We start from the raw sequence: 16538 nt of genomic DNA, 5'->3' as shown, positions 1-16538 counted from the left end.
TTAAGGTGTCAAGGAGGAATCGATGCCGATCTCGGTCGGGGACGCTGTGCGGGCGGCGTTGGCTCTGCTGGAAGCCGACGGACTCGACAAGCTCACCGTTCGGCGCGTCGCGACCGAGCTCGGAGTCAAGGCGCCCGCGCTGTACTGGCACTTCACCAACAAGCGCGCGCTGCTGGACCACATGGCCGACGCCATCGTGGCTCCGGTCATCGCCCAGCTGCCGGCCCCCGGTACTCCCTGGCTGAAGTGGCTAGAGGACGCCGGGTTTGCGCTGCGCGCCGCGCTGCTCAGCCACCGCGACGGTCCGCGTGTCGCGCTTGGCGCCGACCTGAGGGTGGCCCGCGCACTCGGCGAATTCGCCGAACGCACAGTGGAGGTCTTACACCGGGCAGGATTCCCGCTCGCCGACGCCACCCGGGCCGCTGGCGTCCTGGTCCACTTCATCCTCGGCCGGGCCGTGGAGGAGCAGACCATGCCCGACCGTTCCGACGAAGTAGCCGTAATCTCGACGATCCCGTTCCCGCTGATGGCCCGTGGCATGCGGGAGCGGCACGCAGCCGGAACCACGGCGGCGGACAACTTCCGTTATGCGCTGGGCATTCTGCTCGCCGGCTTGAACGCGACTCGCCCCACTTGATCGCGACGCCCCTGTTCGGTTAGGGGGCGCGGCGGATCGGTTGTCTGGTGAGGATGGGGTCGTTGACGAGGAAGTCGGTGACGAGCGCGTAGACCTCGTCCGGTTTCTCCATCACCAGGAGATGGGAGGTGCCGGGCACGATCGCCAGTTCCGAGTCGGGGATCGCGCGGTAGAGCGCGATCGTGTGTTCCAGGGTCACCGCGTCGTCGTCGCCGGCTGCCACGAGCGTGCGGGCGCTGATGTCGGCGAGGTCGCCTTCGGTCAGGGTCGGCTCCTGCGCCGCCATCCGCAGCAGTTTTCGTACCACCACGGGAAAGTGGGCTTCACCGTCGGGGGAGACCTGGCCGTAGCGAGGGCCCAGGACGTCCAGCACGACCTCGTCGGCGAACCCTTCGAGCACGCCGGGAACCAGGCCGTCGTAGCGGAAGTTGCCGCTGATCAGGACGAGTTTCCGCACCAGATCGGGCCGGCGGAGCGCGACGATCATCGCCACGATGGCACCGTCGCTGTGGCCGACAAGGTGCGCCGGTCCCTCGACCACCTTTTCCAGGAACGCGATCATGTCCTGGGCCATCAGCTCGTAGGTGATCGGGCCGTCGACATCCGGCGTCCGGCCGTGCCCGCGCCGGTCCACGGTGAAGACGTGGAAGCGCTCGCCAAGTCTGGGCAGGGCGGGAGCGAACATCCGTGAATCCACGAAGGCGCTGTGCAGCAGCACGACCGGTTCGCTGTCTTGGTCGCCGTGGTCGTCGTACCAGGTCAGGACGTCGCCGAGTTGGATGTTCGCCACGGATGCCACCCTACTCAGCGAACACCCGGCCGGATCCGCGGGATCGTGGAGCCGCGTGTGGTCAGTGGACACGGGTGGCGATGCCGGGGTATTCGAGGATGAGGCCGTGCTGGTCGTAGACCAAGTGGCAGGCGAAGTTGAATTCGGGTGCGGCGTAGTTGTATTGCCCTTCGCCGGAACGTGAATAGGTCTGTTCCAAACGGTCCACCGCCAGACCGATCGCACGGACGTAGGCAGCCGGCGCGGCCACCGCACGGTCGACGGGCAGGCGCAACCGGTGCACGGGGAAGGTGTTGGTCATCGCCGATGCCTCCAAATCAAGATCCAGGCATCCCTGCAGATGAGGCGCGGCAACACCGTCGACCTGCCAATGGCCCATGCCGTCCGCCTCAATCACGGTGACGACGGTGCGGTCGTCGCTGCGTCCGGTGATCCGCGCGGATCTGGTCAGCCATGACCTGTCCAGTTGGATCTCGTAGTTCACGATCCAGGACTTTCCGTCCTCAGTGGCCGTGGTGGTGCCTTCGATCCGTGGACCGCGGTCATCGGCGGCGAAGAACGCGACCTCGAACCCTGCGCGAGCGCCCTCGTGCCGCCAGGAAGCGACCGAGGGCAGAACGGCGTAAGACATCAGGGACCTCCACGGAATCCATACCCATCCGGGTAACCGCGAGGAGCACCGAACAATTCCGGTGTGCGCTTTCGTTGTGGAACGGGCTGGTCACCGTCCTTTGGCGTTGCGCCGGGCTTTGCGGGCTTCGGTGACGAGGGGGACCTGCCAGAACAGCTGGGCGATGCCGCCGAGCTTGGCGGGTAAGGATTTGCTGTCGCTGCGCCACCAGTCGGCGGCCATCTGCACCTTGGCGGGCATCACGGCGACGAAGAACACCCCGGCCAGGCCGGCGGAAACCCGTCGTGTGCGGGGGAAGCACAGGCCCGTTCCGGTGCTGAGTGCGACGGCTCCGGAAAGGTAGGTGTAGGCCCGCGGGTTGCCCGGCAGGACCGGCGGAATGATGCTGTCGAAGAACTTCGGGGTGAGGAAGTGGAGGCTGCCGCCGACGAGCAGGGTGGCGGCAAGGCGGATCGCCGCCGCCTGACTCGGCTCGGCCGGGTCGTCGGTTGTTGCTGTGTCCATGGCGCCAAATATAACACCGAGTGTATATACGCGCAATTAGATATGTGGGACTCGCGGACCTGTCTGGGGGAGGGCAGGTCCGCGAGTCCGTGGGGGAGTTACACGTAGTCCTTGTACTTCTCGAGGAAGCGGACCGGCTTGGACAGGGCGTCGCGGCGGAACGGGTCGCCGAGCTCGCGGGTGCACATGATCTCGATGACCGTGGTGCGGCCTTCGTTCAACTGCGCCTCCACGGCCTTGCGCAGCGCCGGGCCGACCTCCTCCAGCTTCTCCACCACCACGCCGTCGGCGCCCATCGCCTTGGCGATTCCGGCGAAGCTCTCGCTCTCCAGCTCGCCCGCCACGAACCGGCGGTTGTAGAAGTCGACCTGGTTCTTCTTCTCCGCACCCCACTGCCGGTTGTGGAACACCACCGCGGTGACCGGGATGTCGTGCCGGACGGCGGTCATGATCTCGCCCATGCTCATGCCCCACGCGCCGTCGCCGGCGTAGGCGATCGCCGGGCGCTCCATCGCGGCGGCCTTCGCGCCGATGATGGTGGGCAGGGCGTAGCCGCAGTTGCCGAAGCTCATCGGGGCGAAGAAGCTCCGGGGCTCCTCGAAGCGGAGATAGCTGTTGGCGACCGAGTTGATGTTGCCGATATCGGTGGACACCATGACGTGCTCCGGCATCGCCTTTTCCAGCTCGCGCAGCACTTCACGGGGGTGCAGCCAGTTGCCCTCCTCCTGCTCCTGCTCGGCGATCATGTCCAGGCTGAACGGGTCGGTCTCGTTGGTCCACTCGTCGAGTTCGGCCTCCCACGCGTCCTTTTCCGCCTTCGTGGTCGCGGCACGGGCGTCGCGGGTGGCGTCGCAGGCGAGGGTCTTGCCGGCCAGCCGCTCGGTGAGCGCGGCGGCGGCGTCCTTCGCGTCACCGCAGATGCCGACGGTGATCTTCTTGACCAGCCCGAGCATCCGGTGGTCGGCGTCGATCTGGATGATCTTGGCGTCCTTGGGCCAGTAGTCCATGCCGTGCTGCGGCAGCGTGCCGAACGGGCCGAGCCTGGAACCGAGCGCCACCACGACATCGGCCTTCGCGATCAGCTTCATCGCCGCCTTGGAACCCTGGTAGCCCAGCGGGCCGCACCACTGCGGGTGGCTCGCTGGGAAGGAGTCGTTGTGCAGGTAGCTGTTCACCACGGGGGCGCCCAGCCGTTCGGCGAGGGCCTTGCACTCGTCCACACCGTCGGCCATCACCACTCCGCCGCCGGAGATGATGACCGGGAACTCGGCCTCGGCGAGCAGCGCGGCAGCCTCGTCCAGGCTCCTGGCGCCACCGGCGCCGCGGTCCAGCCGCTGCGGGCGCGGGATCTCCGCCTCGATCTCGCCGTAGAAGTAGTCCCGCGGGATGTTCAGCTGGGTCGGTCCGATCTCCGACATCGCCCGGTCGAACGCGCGCCCGGTGAGCTCGGCCATCCGCTTCGGGTTGTTCACATGCGCCTGGTACTTGGTGAACTCCTGGAACATCGGCAGCTGGTTGGCCTCCTGGAAGCCGCCGAGGCCCATGCCCATGGTGCCGGTTTCGGGGGTCACCATGACCACCGGGCTGTGCGCCCAGAACGCCGCCGCCACCGCGGTGACGCAGTTGCTGATGCCAGGGCCGTTCTGCCCGATCACCACGCCGTGCCGGCCGCTCACCCTGGCGTAGCCGTCGGCCATGTGCGCCGCGCCCTGCTCGTGCACCACGGGTACCAGGCGGATCCCAGCCGGGGCGAAGATGTCCATCGCGTCCATGAAGGCCGAGCCCATGATGCCGAAGATGTCGGTGACGCCGTTGGCGACCAGCGTCTCGACGAAGGCCTCGGACGGGGTCATCTTCTGCGGGCCCTGCGCAACAGTGCGGCTGACGTCCGCCTGGTTCTGACTCATGCTGGTGCTCCTTCGACGGCTCAGAATCAACGGCCACTTGCAGAAAGCGGTACAGAGCGTTCCTGAAAGTGGGATCGAGACGACGATAAGCCTGGCCGTGCCTGTCGTCAACGATGAGCTATGAAAAACGAGACGCAGTGTGCTAATTTCCGGAACGAACGAGGAGGTGTCGTGGAGCTGATACGGGAGACCGACCCGGCCGGGGTGAACGGCGATACGCCGATAATGCGGCTGTTCTCCCTGCTGGAGCTGATCGCCGCGAAGGACCAGCTGGTGTCGCTGCAGGGGCTGGTCGAAGAGACCGGCATCCCGAAGCCGACGTTGCACCGCATGCTGCAACAGCTCGAAGGCGCCGGGCTGCTGATCCGCCAGGCGGACGGCAGGCACTACGGCACCGGGCTCCGGCTGCGCCGGCTGGCGGAAAACCTGCTGTTCAACGCCACCCACCACGGCGCGCGGCACGGGGTGCTGCGGCACCTGGTGGACGAGCTGGGGGAGAGCTGCAACATCACCACGCTCTCCAGCAACGAGATCGTCTACCTCGACCGCGTCGAGACGCCCGAACCGCTGCGGTTCTACCTGCGCCCCGGCTCGCGGGTGCCGGTGCACTGCTCGGCGAGCGGGAAGATGATCCTGTCGCAGATGAGCCCGGCCCAGCGGCGCAAGCTGCTGGCGCACGCGCCGTTGAAGAAGTACACGCCGAAGACCGTGACCGACCTCGACGCGCTGGAGGACGAGTTCGCCAGGATCCGCCGGGACGGGTTCGCGGTCGACGACGAGGAGTTCCTGCCCGGCCTGGTCTGCGTGGCCGTGCTGGTGCCGACCGAGAACGGCCGCTCGAACCTGTGCGTCGCCGCGCAGGCACCAGTGATGCGGCTGACGCCGGACAAGGCGCTCGCGCTGCTGCCCGCCCTGCAACGGGCCGCGGAGGCGATCGGCCGGGTGGAGGCCGAAGGCTCCCCGGACGCCGCCGAAACCGCTTCGTCCTGACTTCCCCCGTACTGGAGGCCGCCGACTATGACCGATCCGCTCCACGCCGTGCCGGAGCGCCGCCTTTCGGTGCGCGAGCTCTTCGGTATCGACTCCCCGCGCACCGTGCCCGCGTTCGGCGAGCACGGTGCGCACGGTGAGCACGTGCCGGAGATCGACGAGGCGTACCGGTTCAACCCGGAGGTCACCTCGGCGCTGCTGGCGGGGTTCACGCACAACCGCCGGGTGCTCGTGCAGGGCCTGCACGGGACCGGCAAGTCCACGCACGTCGAGCAGGTGGCCGCGCGGCTCAACTGGCCCTGCGTGCGGGTCAACCTGGACGGGCAGCTGAGCAGGCTGGACCTGGTCGGCCGGGACGCCGTCGTGCTGCGGGAAGGCAAGCAGGTCACCGAGTTCCAGGAAGGGATCGTGCCCTGGGCGTTGCAGCGGCCGGTGGCGCTGATCCTGGACGAGTACGACGCCGGCCGCCCGGATGTCATGTTCGTCATCCAGCGGCTGCTCGAACGGGACGGCCGGTTCACCCTGCTGGACCAGAGCCGGGTGCTGCGGCCGCATCCGTCGTTCCGGCTCTTCGCCACCGCCAACACGGTGGGCCTCGGCAACCTCAACGGGCTCTACCACGGGGCGCAGCGGCTCAACCACGCGCAGCTCGACCGCTGGAACCTGGTCGCCTCGCTGGACTACCTGCCCGCCGCCGAGGAGATCGCGATCGTGCGGGGCCGGGTCCCGTCGGTGCCGGGCGAGCTGGTCACTTCCATGGTCGCGGTGGCCGCCTTGACCCGCAAGGGTTTCGAGGCGGGCGACCTGTCCACGCTGATGTCGCCGCGGACGGTCATCACCTGGGCGGAGAACGCCGGCATCTTCGGCGATCCCGCGCTCGCGTTCCGGTTGTCGTTCCTGAACAGATGCGACGACGCCGAGCGCGCGGTGGTGGCCGAGTACTTCCAGCGCTGCTTCGGCCACGAGGTGGACGAGTCCCGCGCGCTCGCCGTGCCGGCGTGAACCCCGAGCAGGCGCTGGCCCGCCGCCGGCAGCGCGCCGAGGAGCTGTGCGCGGCGACGATGCGCGCCCTGAGCGGAGTGCGGGACCTGCGGTTCCGCGGGGGACGGCTGCACCGGGGACGACGGCCGGTCCCGATGACCGCCCCGCACCTTCAGTCCGCTTTGGACGAGGACGACCTCGGTTCGCTGCGCGGCGCGGGGGATGCGATGGCGTTGCGGCTGCTGGGTTCCGACCCGGTGCTGCACCGGCGGCACCGACCAGCGGACCCGGTGCAGCGCCTGGTCTTCGAGCAGTTAGAGCAGTTCCGGGCGGAGTCGCTGGTGCCGGATTCACTGCTGGGCGTGCGGGCGAACGTGGCGCGGCGGTTCGAGCGCTGGTCGTGGGACTTCCACGGGGCCGGGCTGACCGGCACGGAACGTGGCCTGCTCCTGTACACGCTCGCGCAGGTGTGCCGGTCACGGATCACCGGGACCCCGCTCGCGGAGCAGGTCGAAGACCTGATCGAGGTGCCGCGCGCCATGCTCGCGCCGAGGATCGGGCACGACCTCGCCGGGCTCCGGCGGCACCGGCATGACCAGGCCGCTTTCGCCGGGCACGCGCTGGCCATCGCCGCCGTGGTCGGCGAACTGTTGCGTGCCAGGAAAAACACAGCAAAGGTCGAGGACAGCGAGGACGATCGCGACCGCGCGCGGCCCACCCTGCTGGTCGAGTTCGACGAGCAGGACGGAGACGACGAGACTCCCGGCGCGGGGACCGGGCAGGGCGCCGTTCCCGTCCCCGCCGGACCGCCCTACCGGGTGTTCAGCAGCGCCTACGACCGTCAGCACAAGGCCGCCGACCTGGTCCGCCCGGCGTTGCTGAAGGAGTACCGCGAACGGCTCGACCGGCTGGTCGCCAGGCAGGGCGTGCACGCCGGGCGGCTCGCGCGCGAGCTGACCGCGGCACTGGCTGTGCCCGCCGCCGACGGCTGGCACGGTGGCCAGGAGGAAGGGCAGGTGGACGCCCGCGCGCTCACCCAGCTGATCAGCTCGCCCGCCGAACGCGGCCTCTTCCGCACCGAACGAGTCGTGCCCGTCGCCGAGGTGCTGGTGACCTTCCTGATCGACTGCTCCGGCTCGATGAAACAGCACCGTGAGCCGGTCGCCGTGCTGGTCGACCTGTTCGCCCGCGCGCTCGAACTGGCCGGCGCGCGCTGCGAGATCCTCGGCTTCACCACCGGTGCGTGGAACGGTGGCCGGGCAAGGCGGGACTGGCTTCGCGCCGGGCGCCCTCGTTCGCCGGGCAGGCTCAACGAGCGGTGCCATCTCGTGTTCAAGGACGCCGACACGCCTTGGCGCCGTGCCCGCGCCGGGATCGCGGGCCTGCTCAAGGCCGACCTCTACCGCGAAGGAGTGGACGGCGAGGCGGTGACCTGGGCGTGCGGCCGGGCTCGGGCGCACACCGACGGACGGTCGGCGCTGGTGGTCGTGTCCGACGGCAGCCCGATGGACAGCGCGACCAGCCTGGCCAACGACCAGCGCTACCTGGAGCGGCACCTGGCCGAGGTGGTGGCCGGGCTGGAACGGGCCGGGCACGAGATCCACGGCGTCGGTGTCGGGCTCGACCTCAGCGCGTTCTACCGGCACTCGCGCATCCTCGACACCTCCGCCGGCACCGGGTTCGGGATGTTCCGCGACGTGCTCGGCCTGCTCAGCCGGTCGGGCTGATTCCCTTGGCGCGCAGCGCGTCGGGGATCTCGCTGGGCACGTCGACCACGGTGACCCCGGCACCGGTAAGAGCGTCTACTTTGGACTGACCAGTGCCGCGGCCGCCGCTGATGATCGCGCCGGCGTGGCCCATCCGGCGATCGGCGGGCGCGCTGCGGCCGGCGACGAAGGCGACGACCGGCTTGGTCATGCCCGAGATGTACTCGGCGGCCTCCTCCTCCATGCCGCCGCCGATCTCGCCCACCAGCACCACGGCGTCGGTGCGGTCGTCGGTGTCGAGGGCGCGGACCGCGTCCACCGTCGTGGTGCCCAGGATCGGGTCCCCGCCGATGCCGATGAAGGCGGACTGGCCGTAGCCGCCGGCGACCAGGTTGAGCGACACCAGGGTGCCGAGGCTGCCGCTGCGCGAGAGCACCCCGACGCGGCCGGGCCGGAAGATGTTGCCGGCGAACCCTGGCATGATGCCGACCGACGCCTCGCCCGGCACCACCAGCCCGGCAGTGTTCGGGCCGAGCACCTGCGCGCCGTGGTCGGCCGCTTCGGCCAGCAGGTACATCACGTCCTGGTAGGGGATGTGCTCGGTGAGCAGCACCAGCTTGGCGACACCGGCCCGGATGGCGTCGAGCGCCGCGGCCTTCGCGGACAGCGGCGGCACGAACAGCACGCTGACGTCCAGCCGGTGTTCGGCCGCGGCGTCGGCGACCGAGTCGTACACCGGGATCCCGGCGACCACCCGGCCGCCCTTCTTGGGGCTCGCCCCGGCCACCACGGCGGTGCCGCACTCGCGCATCCGCTCCGCCCAGAACGACCCCTGCCTGCCGGTGAGGCCCTGCACGATCACCTTGTGCCCGCCCGAGACGATCATTCGCCCGCTCCTGTTTCCTTGCCTTCGGCCGCTCGTACCGCGGCCCGCACCGCGTCGTCCATCAGGTCGTACGGTTTCTCGCCGAGCCGCTCGGACACCAGCCGGACGGCCTCCGCCTCGCCGGTGCCGTGGATCGTGAAGAACACCGGGATTTCCGGGCGCAGTTCTTCGAGCGCGGTGACCACGCCCTCGGCCATCACGTCCGTCCTGGCGAACGCGCCGCAGAAGTTCACCAGCAGGCTGCGCACCCGCGGGTTGCCGAGCACCAGCTCCAGCGCGGCGGTGGCCTTGGTGTAGGCGTCCCCGCCGATTTCCAGGAAGTTCGCCGGGCGGCCGCCGAAGTGCTGCACGGCGTCCAAAGTGGTCATGGTGAGCCCGGCGCCGTTGGCCAGCACGCCGACCGATCCGTCCAGCTCGATGAACTGCAGGCCCAGTTCGGCACCGCGCCGTTCGAGCGCGGTCTCCCGCCCGGACGGGCTCGCTTCGGTGAATTCGGCGGTCAGTTCCGCGTGCCGGGCCAGTGCCCCCGGGTCCAGCGAGATCTTGGCGTCCAGCGCGATCAGGTCCCCGGCGCCGGTGACGACCAGCGGGTTGACCTCCACCAGATCGGCGTCCAACGATCGGTAGACGCGGTACAGCGCGAGGATCGTGCCCACGAGTTGCTCGGTGACGTGCTCGGCGAGGCCGCTGTCTTCGACCAGCGTGCGCACGGACTCCTCGGTCAGCCCCTTGCGGATGTCCACGGCCAGTGAGCGGATCAGCTCCGGCTGCCGCGCGCCGATTTCTTCGATGTCCATTCCGCCCGCGGTGCTGAACAGGACCAGCGGGCCCTTGGTGGCGGGATCGTTGAGCACCGCGGCATAGAGCTCGGTCGCGATGTCGACACAGCGCTCGACCAGGACGGTGTCCACCCGGTGCCCGCCGATCTCGGCGCCGAGCAGCCCGGCGGCCGCCGCGCGGGCCGACTCGGGATCGTCGGCGAACAGGATGCCGCCCGCCTTGCCGCGCTTTCCGGAGGCGATCTGGCTTTTCAGCGCCACTCGGCCGCCGGCGGCCGCTGCCGCCATCGCCGCTTCGTCGGCGGTGGCCGCGACCCGGCCGCGGGGGATCGCGATCCCGGTGTCGGCCAGCAGCCGCTTTCCTTGGTGTTCCAGCAGTTTCATCATCTCACCGGCCGTATTGTTCGAGGTAGCGTCCCCAGAGCTGCTGCTCGCTCGGCTCGCGCGGCGGGATGACCGTGGCGAGCCTGGTGAAGTTGAGGAAGTCGCGATAGGACAGGTTGTCGCTGATGCTGTTGCCGGCCCAGGTGCCCGCGCCCATGGTGAGGGTGAAGCCGAGCCCGTTGTCGAACCCGCCTCCGGTGCCGAAGCAGTGCGCCTGGTTGACCAGCACGCGGGCCACGCGAAGCCGCCGCGCGACCTCCTCGGCGCGGGCCGGGACACCGGTGTGGATACCGCAGGAATGCCCGGCGCCCTGGAAGTCGAGCAGCCGCTGGATCCGGTCGAGGCACTCGTCGAGCTCGCCGAACCGGTACACGGTGAGCACCACGGACAGCTTCTCCCCGCTGAAGGGATGGTCCGAGCCGACACCGTCTTCGGCGACCATGAAGAACCGCGCCGCCCGCGCCTCGGGTGCGTCCAGGCCAGCCAGCGCGGCGATCTTCCCCGGCGCCTGCGCGGTGATCGCCGGACTCAGCTTGCCCTCGGGCCACATCACCGCGCGCAGCCGCTGTTTCTCCTCCTCGTCGAGCAGATAGCCGCCCTCGGCGCGCAACGCCTCGATCGTCTCGTCGTAGCGGGCGTCGTGGAGGTGCACCGAGTTCTCCGAAGAGCAGCTCGTCGCGTGGTCGAAAGTCTTGCTGCGCCTGATCTTCTCCGCGGCGTCGCGGACGTCGGCGCTCTCGTCCACGATCACCGGCGCATTCCCCGCGCCGACGCCGATCGCCGGTGTACCGCTGCGGTAGGCCTGCCGGACGTTGCGCTGGGAGCCGGTGACCACCACCAGATCGGACTGACGCATCAGCTCGGCGGTCAGCTCCTTGCTCGGCTTTTCCAGGTACTGCACCAGATCTCGGGGCGCGCCGACCTTGTCGAACTCGGCGTGCAGGTACTCGACGAGCAGCCCGCAGGTCGAGGCGCCCTTGGGGGAGGGGGAGAGCACCACCGCGTTGCCGCCCTTGAGCGCCATCATGGTCTTGTTCGCCGGGGTGGCCGCGGGGTTGGTGGACGGGCACACCGCCGCGACCACACCGACCGGCTTGGCGTAGCACACGATCCCGTCCTCGGGGCGTTCCTCGACCACACCCACCGACCTGGCCGCCGCGAGATCGCGCAGCGTGCCCATGGTCTTGCGCCGGTTCTTCGCGATCTTGTCCTCGACGTTGCCGAGGCCGGTGGCGGCGACCGCGAGCTCGGCCAGCGCGCGGGCCCGGTCCGGCCGGTAGATGGCCCAGGCGGCCCCCGCGACCAGGTCGTCGATCTGTTGCTGGTCAAAGGTTTCGGCCACGCGCTGGGCGGCGCGGGCCCGGTCGATCAGCGCCGCCACGGTGGATCGCGCTTCTTCCGATGCTGGTACCGCCGTTGCCGGATTGCCGGACATGGACCGCGTCCTCTCCTGACGTGGCCGCGCGTCGTCGCGACGCTGCGACGTCCATTTCACATTGTGGTATCCGATCTCAATCAAGTTAGAAGCCGGGCGCGGGCGGTGTCAACGGCGCGGCGGCGGTGTGACGGTTGACACGCCACGAGTCCAGACCTAGCGTTATCTGGCATTCGATTCCAATTAATGGAATATGCCTGAACCACAGTGCCCGCGTCGGGCACCTCACAGGGTGGTGAGTTCGATGGTCCAGCAAGCGAAAGCGCGATCAGGACGGTCCGGTCCGGCGGGGCGAGGCGGGGTGCTGACGGCCTTCCGGGGCCGGGTACGCGGGCGGGTGCTGCTCCTGCTGTGCGGCATGTACTTCATCACCTACGTCGATCGCGTGAACATCTCCACCGCGGCGCCGTTCATCCGCGAGGACCTCGGCCTGTCGAACACCCAGCTCGGCCTGGTGATGTCCGCGTTCGCGATCCCGTACGCGTTCTTCCAGATCTTCGGCGGGGTGCTCGCCGACCGGATCGGACCGCGCCGGCTGCTGGCGATCGTCGGCGTCGTCTGGGCGGTGGCCACCGCCTGCACCGGCTTCGCCACCGGACTGGCCACCCTGTTCGCGGCCAGGCTCGCGCTGGGTTTCGGCGAGGGCGCCGCCTTTCCCGGGGCCACCCAGGCGATGGCGCGCTGGCTGCCCGCCGATCAGCGCGGCTTCGGGCAGGGCATCACGCACGCCTTCGCCAGGCTGGGCAACGCCGTCGCACCACTCGTCGTCGCCGGGATCATCGCGCTGTTCGACTGGCGCGCGTCCTTCTGGTTGCTCGGCGCGGTCAGCCTGTGCTGGGCGGTGGCCTGGGTGCGGGGCTACCGCGACCGGCCAGCCGACCACCCGCGGATGACCGAGGCCGAACTGGCGGAACTTTCCGCGCACCAGCGGGCCGACGTGCGGCCGCCGGTGCCATGGCGTGCATTGCTGCGCAGAGTGCTGCCGCTGACCTTCGTCGACTTCTGCTACGGATGGATGCTCTGGGTCTACCTCAGCTGGATCCCGTCCTTCTTCGCCGGCAGTTACGGCCTGGCGCTGTCGAAGTTCGCCCTGTTCAGCGCGCTGGTGCTGGTCGCCGGCGTGATCGGCGACGTGCTGGGCGGGGTGCTCACCGACGGCCTGCTGCGGCGGACCGGCAGCCTGCGGCTGGCCCGCCGCTCGGTGCTGGTGTGCGGCCTGTTCGGCTCGTTCCTGTTCGTGCTGCCGACCCTGTTCGTGCACCAGCTCGTGCTGGTGACGGTCTGCCTGGCGCTCGCGTTCTTCTTCCTGGAGATGACCAACCCGGTGCTCTGGGCCGTCCCGATGGACCTCGCGCCCGAGCACGCCGGTACCGCGGGCGGGGTGATGAACACCGGCTTCGGCCTCGCCGGGGTGCTGTCGCCGGCGATCTTCGGCCTGCTGGTGGACCGGACCGGCGGCTGGGTCGTCTCGTTCCTGGTGTCCGCCGGGCTGCTGCTGGTGGGCGGGCTGACCGCGCTCCGGATCGACCCGGCCAACGCGCTGCCGCCGTCGGAGGAGTCAGAAACTGTGCCCGGGCGGCAGTAGTGCCGAGATCTCCTTGGCCGCCGACGCGACGAGCGGGCCGAGCTCGTCGAAACGCTCGTCCGGCACCCGCACCGCGGGGGCCTGCACCGCGATCGCCGCCCTGGCCACTCCGGCGTTGTCGCAGATGGGCGCACCGGCGCAGCGCACGCCGATGGTGGACTCCTCGTCGTCGGTGCTCCAGCCGCGGGCCCGGATGGCCTCGAGGTCGGACCGCAGGCTTCGTGCGGTCGCGTGGGTCTTGGCGGTGATCCGGGTGAGCCGGCTGACGCCCTTGAGGGTGCGGACCTCGACCTCGCGGTTGAACGCCAGCAGCGCCTTGCCCATCGAGGACGCGTGCAGCGGCACCCGAGTGCCCGGCGGCTGGGTGAACCGGAGCGGCTGCGCGGACTCGATCCGCTCCACCACCACGGCCGAGTCGCCGGCGAGCACACCGAGGTTGACCGACTCGCCGGTGACGTTCCCGAGCTCCTGCAGGACCGGGTACACCACGTCGAGGCCGAAGTTGTGATGCGCGGCCTGGCCGAGCAGCAGCGCGGCGGTGCCCAGGTAGTACCGCTCGTTCTCCTCGTTCTGCGCCAGGTAGCCCTCGGCGACCAGCGCCCGCACGATCCGGTGCGTGGTGCTGAGGTTGAGCCCGAGCTCCTTCGAGACGGCGCCGACCCCCAGATCGCCTTGATGGTCCCGGAAGAGCCGCAGCACGGCGAACGCCCTGGCGACGGTCTGGGCGCCGACCACGCGGCCGTTCTCGGCGGTTGTGCTCAAGGCCGGCTCCTTCCTGTCACATGTTGGAAGTAGCTTACCCGCTCGTTGACAGCGGGCACGCCCTGGCTTAGGTTCCGAAGTTGGAAGTAGCTTCTATATTATGGAATAGATCGATGGGGGCTGGAGGATGAGCGCGGTGACCGAACCCGAAGGCAGCCCGGCGGCTGGACTGCTCGCCGGATGGCGGCGGCGGATCGCCGGTCGTGGCCTGCGCATCGGGCTCCCGGACGCCACCGACGAACGGGTGATCACCGCGGCGCTGCGGCTGCACGAGGCCGGCCTGGTACGGCCCCGGCTGATCGGTGACGCCGCGCGAATCCGCGCCGCGGCCGAGTCGCTCGGCGTCCGCCTGCCCGCCGAGCTGGTGTCCGACACGGGGGTCCTGGCCGTGCGCGAGGACGTGGCACAGGCCCTGCGCGCCGGTTTCGCCGGACGCCGCGCCGCCGGGCTGCCCGCCGCCGAACGGGACCCGTTGTACCTGGCCGCAGCGGCACTTCGGGCCGGCCTGCTGGAGTCCTGTGTGGCCGGTGCGACGCGGCCGACCGCGGACGTGCTGCGCGCCGGCCTCCGGGTGGTCGGGCTGCGGACCGGGGTGGCCAATGTCAGCAGCCTGTTCCTGATGATGCTCGCCGGCGGCAAGGTGGTCGCGTTCGCCGACTGCGCGGTGGTACCCGACCCGGACGCCGCCCAGCTCGCGGACATCGCGGTCGCCACCGCGGGTTCGTTCCGTACCCTCACCGAGACGGACCCGATGCTCGCGATGCTCTCGTTCTCCACGCAGGGCAGTGCCAGCCACGCCAGCGTGGACAAGGTGCGGGCGGCGACGGAACTGGTGCGCCGGCGCGCACCGGAACTGGTGGTGGACGGTGAACTTCAGCTCGACGCCGCCGTCGTGGCCGCGGTGGGGGCCGCGAAAGCGCCGGGCTCGGCGGTGGCGGGACAGGCGAACATCCTGGTGTTCCCCAATCTGGACGCCGGGAACATCGGGTACAAGATCGCCGAGCGGTTCGGCGGCGCGACCGCGCTCGGCCCGGTCCTGCAGGGCCTCCGGCTGCCCCTGAACGACCTCTCGCGCGGCTGCTCGGCGGAGGACATCGAGACCATGGCCGTGGTCAGCGCCGTGCAGGCACTCGGCTGCGCACCGGAAGGCGGGTGAGGGCTCACCCGCCTTCCGGTGGAAACTGGTTCAGGCAGCAGTGGCATTCCGGGCATTCCGCAGCTGTTCGTGCCCGGCATCGACGTCCTCGGTGAACAGGTCGCGGCGCCGGATGGCGAGGGTGCACACCGCGCTGATCGCGGTCGCCACGAACAGGTAGGCCAGCACCAGCCCGTAACCGCCGCCGGCCTGGCCCACCAGGTAGGACAGGAACAGCGGGGTCAGCCCGGAGGCGAAGATCCCGGAGAACTGGTACACGAACGAGATGCCGGTGCAGCGGACCGGAGTTGGGAACAGCTCGGAGTACAACGCCGCTTGCGGCCCGTACATCATCGGATAGCAGACGCCCAGCACCACCACGATCCCGATCCCGGTCACCAGCGGATGCCCGGTGTGCAGCATGGCCAGTGCCGGAAAGCTCACCACTCCGGTGAGCACCGCGCCGGCGGTGAACACCCGCCGTCGGCCGAACCGGTCCGAGGCCCGGCCGAACACCGGGATGAACGCCAGCATCACCAGCGCCGCGGCCATCACCCCGAGCAGCAGCGGCTGCCGTTGCATACCGAGGGTCCCGGTGCCGTAGGAGATTGCGAACACCGCCCAGGTGTTGAAGGCGACGCCCTCGCTCAGCCTGCTGCCCATGCCCAGCAGCACATGCCTGCGCGACAACGGGTTCCTGGCCAGTTCCACTACCGGCACGGTGGCCTTGGCCTTGTGCTCCTCCATCTTCCGGAACGCCGGGGTCTCGATCACCTTGAGCCGGATGAACATCCCGACCAGCACCAGGATCGCGGACAGGCCGAACGCGATCCGCCAGCCCCAGGCGAGAAAGGCGGTGCTGCTCATCGCGGCGTTCAGGCCGGCGAACACCCCGGTGCCCAGGGTGAGCCCGAGTGCCAGCCCGACCTGCGGGAAACTGCCGTACAGCCCCCGTTTGCCGCGAGGGGCGTATTCGACCGACATCAGCACGGCCCCGCCCCATTCGCCGCCGATGGCAACGCCCTGGGCCAGCCGCAGCAGCACCAGGATGATCGGGGCGGCCACGCCGATCGAGGCGTAGGTCGGCACCAGGCCGATCGCGCAGGTGGCCACGCCCATGATGAGCATGGTCGCCACCAGTGTCTTCTTGCGGCCGACGCGGTCCCCGATGTGCCCGAAGATCAGGCCGCCGATCGGCCGCGCCACGAAGCCGAGCGCGAAGGTGGTGAACGACAGCAGCGTGCCGATCAGCGGGTCGTCACTGGGAAAGTAGAGCGTGTTGAAGACCGTGCCGGCCGCGGTGCCGTAGAGGAAGAAGTCGTACCACTCGACGGTCGTGCCGATGATGCTGGAGGCGACGACGGTGCGCAGTTCGCGGCGATTCTTTTGTTCCTTCTGTGCGTTGTCCGGTGTTCCTGTCATGTCC

General features: G+C 69.7%; 15 protein-coding genes. 6 read left to right on the top strand and 9 right to left on the bottom strand.

Features of this window, described 5'->3' with window-relative positions:
- The first annotated feature begins 22 nt into the window (after positions 1 to 22).
- Positions 23 to 637 carry a TetR/AcrR family transcriptional regulator C-terminal domain-containing protein gene (locus AMYNI_RS0100805; protein ID WP_020666054.1) on the top strand — a complete coding sequence of 205 codons (615 nt, stop codon included), beginning with the start codon at positions 23 to 25 and terminating at the stop codon, positions 635 to 637.
- Positions 638 to 656: 19 nt separating this feature from the next.
- Here AMYNI_RS0100805 and AMYNI_RS0100800 read toward each other — a convergent pair whose 3' ends face one another.
- The 4 genes from AMYNI_RS0100800 to xsc all read right to left on the bottom strand — a co-directional run bounded on the left by AMYNI_RS0100800 (position 657) and on the right by xsc (position 4469).
- Positions 657 to 1427, bottom strand: a complete 771-nt coding sequence (locus tag AMYNI_RS0100800; RefSeq protein WP_020666053.1) for an alpha/beta fold hydrolase — start codon at positions 1425 to 1427, stop codon at positions 657 to 659.
- A gap of 61 nt (positions 1428 to 1488) precedes the next feature.
- Positions 1489 to 2058 (bottom strand): putative glycolipid-binding domain-containing protein, encoded by a 570-nt coding sequence (locus AMYNI_RS0100795; protein ID WP_020666052.1) that lies wholly within the window; start codon positions 2056 to 2058, stop codon positions 1489 to 1491.
- Positions 2059 to 2148: 90 nt separating this feature from the next.
- A complete protein-coding gene (locus AMYNI_RS0100790; RefSeq protein ID WP_020666051.1) occupies positions 2149 to 2562 on the bottom strand; it encodes a DoxX family protein in 414 nt (137 codons plus the stop codon).
- Between the two features lie 98 nt (positions 2563 to 2660).
- Positions 2661 to 4469 carry a sulfoacetaldehyde acetyltransferase gene (xsc, locus tag AMYNI_RS0100785; protein ID WP_020666050.1) on the bottom strand — a complete coding sequence of 603 codons (1809 nt, stop codon included), beginning with the start codon at positions 4467 to 4469 and terminating at the stop codon, positions 2661 to 2663.
- A 171-nt stretch (positions 4470 to 4640) separates the two neighbouring features.
- Here xsc and AMYNI_RS0100780 point away from each other — a divergent pair, with 171 nt between their 5' ends.
- The 3 genes from AMYNI_RS0100780 to AMYNI_RS0100770 are packed head-to-tail and all read left to right on the top strand — an operon-like array spanning position 4641 to position 8167.
- Complete coding sequence (locus AMYNI_RS0100780) at positions 4641 to 5459, top strand: IclR family transcriptional regulator (RefSeq protein ID WP_020666049.1); 819 nt, start codon at positions 4641 to 4643, stop codon at positions 5457 to 5459.
- A 27-nt stretch (positions 5460 to 5486) separates the two neighbouring features.
- A complete protein-coding gene (locus tag AMYNI_RS0100775; protein WP_020666048.1) occupies positions 5487 to 6461 on the top strand; it encodes an AAA family ATPase in 975 nt (324 codons plus the stop codon).
- Positions 6458 to 8167, top strand: coding sequence for a cobaltochelatase CobT-related protein (locus tag AMYNI_RS0100770; protein ID WP_020666047.1), 1710 nt, complete (start codon positions 6458 to 6460; stop codon positions 8165 to 8167). Before AMYNI_RS0100775 ends, AMYNI_RS0100770 begins: the two co-directional genes overlap by 4 nt.
- Here the strand turns inward: AMYNI_RS0100770 and AMYNI_RS0100765 are convergent.
- Genes AMYNI_RS0100765 through sauS form a run of 3 tightly spaced genes read right to left on the bottom strand, consistent with a single transcriptional unit; the run spans position 8151 to position 11630 of the window.
- Positions 8151 to 9032, bottom strand: coding sequence for a succinate--CoA ligase subunit alpha (locus tag AMYNI_RS0100765; RefSeq protein WP_020666046.1), 882 nt, complete (start codon positions 9030 to 9032; stop codon positions 8151 to 8153). The two genes, AMYNI_RS0100770 and AMYNI_RS0100765, sit on opposite strands and share 17 nt — an antisense overlap.
- Positions 9029 to 10195 carry an ATP-grasp domain-containing protein gene (locus AMYNI_RS0100760; RefSeq protein ID WP_026359910.1) on the bottom strand — a complete coding sequence of 389 codons (1167 nt, stop codon included), beginning with the start codon at positions 10193 to 10195 and terminating at the stop codon, positions 9029 to 9031. The genes AMYNI_RS0100765 and AMYNI_RS0100760 overlap by 4 nt, the downstream gene beginning before the upstream one ends.
- A gap of 4 nt (positions 10196 to 10199) precedes the next feature.
- The gene (gene sauS, locus AMYNI_RS0100755; RefSeq protein WP_040405410.1) at positions 10200 to 11630 is read right to left on the bottom strand and encodes an acylating sulfoacetaldehyde dehydrogenase; all 1431 of its coding nucleotides are present in this window, start codon (positions 11628 to 11630) and stop codon (positions 10200 to 10202) included.
- Positions 11631 to 11874: 244 nt separating this feature from the next.
- Here sauS and AMYNI_RS0100750 point away from each other — a divergent pair, with 244 nt between their 5' ends.
- The gene (locus AMYNI_RS0100750; RefSeq protein WP_084628173.1) at positions 11875 to 13215 is read left to right on the top strand and encodes an MFS transporter; all 1341 of its coding nucleotides are present in this window, start codon (positions 11875 to 11877) and stop codon (positions 13213 to 13215) included.
- Here the strand turns inward: AMYNI_RS0100750 and AMYNI_RS0100745 are convergent.
- A complete protein-coding gene (locus AMYNI_RS0100745; protein WP_020666042.1) occupies positions 13189 to 13977 on the bottom strand; it encodes an IclR family transcriptional regulator in 789 nt (262 codons plus the stop codon). The two genes, AMYNI_RS0100750 and AMYNI_RS0100745, sit on opposite strands and share 27 nt — an antisense overlap.
- 127 nt (positions 13978 to 14104) lie before the next feature.
- Between AMYNI_RS0100745 and AMYNI_RS0100740 the strand changes: the two genes are divergently transcribed.
- Positions 14105 to 15133: a phosphotransacetylase gene (locus AMYNI_RS0100740; RefSeq protein ID WP_020666041.1), complete on the top strand. Its 1029-nt coding sequence runs from the start codon at positions 14105 to 14107 to the stop codon at positions 15131 to 15133.
- A gap of 30 nt (positions 15134 to 15163) precedes the next feature.
- Here AMYNI_RS0100740 and AMYNI_RS0100735 read toward each other — a convergent pair whose 3' ends face one another.
- Positions 15164 to 16534 carry an MFS transporter gene (locus AMYNI_RS0100735; RefSeq protein WP_020666040.1) on the bottom strand — a complete coding sequence of 457 codons (1371 nt, stop codon included), beginning with the start codon at positions 16532 to 16534 and terminating at the stop codon, positions 15164 to 15166.
- Between the last annotated feature and the right edge of the window lie 4 nt (positions 16535 to 16538).

This window comes from Amycolatopsis nigrescens CSC17Ta-90, from assembly GCF_000384315.1.
Taxonomy (GTDB): domain Bacteria; phylum Actinomycetota; class Actinomycetes; order Mycobacteriales; family Pseudonocardiaceae; genus Amycolatopsis; species Amycolatopsis nigrescens.
Note: the sequence above shows the minus strand (reverse complement) of the source record. Positions and strands in the feature narration are given on the sequence as shown.

Excerpts from the sequence above, each read along its gene's own strand:
- AMYNI_RS0100740 (WP_020666041.1), top strand. The coding sequence starts at position 14,105 with ATGAGCGCGGTGACCGAACCCGAAGGCAGCCCGGCGGCTGGACTGCTC.
- AMYNI_RS0100735 (WP_020666040.1), bottom strand. The coding sequence starts at position 16,534 with ATGACAGGAACACCGGACAACGCACAGAAGGAACAAAAGAATCGCCGC.
- AMYNI_RS0100790 (WP_020666051.1), bottom strand. The coding sequence starts at position 2,562 with ATGGACACAGCAACAACCGACGACCCGGCCGAGCCGAGTCAGGCGGCG.
- AMYNI_RS0100795 (WP_020666052.1), bottom strand. The coding sequence starts at position 2,058 with ATGTCTTACGCCGTTCTGCCCTCGGTCGCTTCCTGGCGGCACGAGGGC.
- AMYNI_RS0100760 (WP_026359910.1), bottom strand. The coding sequence starts at position 10,195 with ATGAAACTGCTGGAACACCAAGGAAAGCGGCTGCTGGCCGACACCGGG.
- AMYNI_RS0100805 (WP_020666054.1), top strand. The coding sequence starts at position 23 with ATGCCGATCTCGGTCGGGGACGCTGTGCGGGCGGCGTTGGCTCTGCTG.
- xsc (WP_020666050.1), bottom strand. The coding sequence starts at position 4,469 with ATGAGTCAGAACCAGGCGGACGTCAGCCGCACTGTTGCGCAGGGCCCG.
- AMYNI_RS0100765 (WP_020666046.1), bottom strand. The coding sequence starts at position 9,032 with ATGATCGTCTCGGGCGGGCACAAGGTGATCGTGCAGGGCCTCACCGGC.
- sauS (WP_040405410.1), bottom strand. The coding sequence starts at position 11,630 with ATGTCCGGCAATCCGGCAACGGCGGTACCAGCATCGGAAGAAGCGCGA.
- AMYNI_RS0100750 (WP_084628173.1), top strand. The coding sequence starts at position 11,875 with ATGGTCCAGCAAGCGAAAGCGCGATCAGGACGGTCCGGTCCGGCGGGG.
- AMYNI_RS0100775 (WP_020666048.1), top strand. The coding sequence starts at position 5,487 with ATGACCGATCCGCTCCACGCCGTGCCGGAGCGCCGCCTTTCGGTGCGC.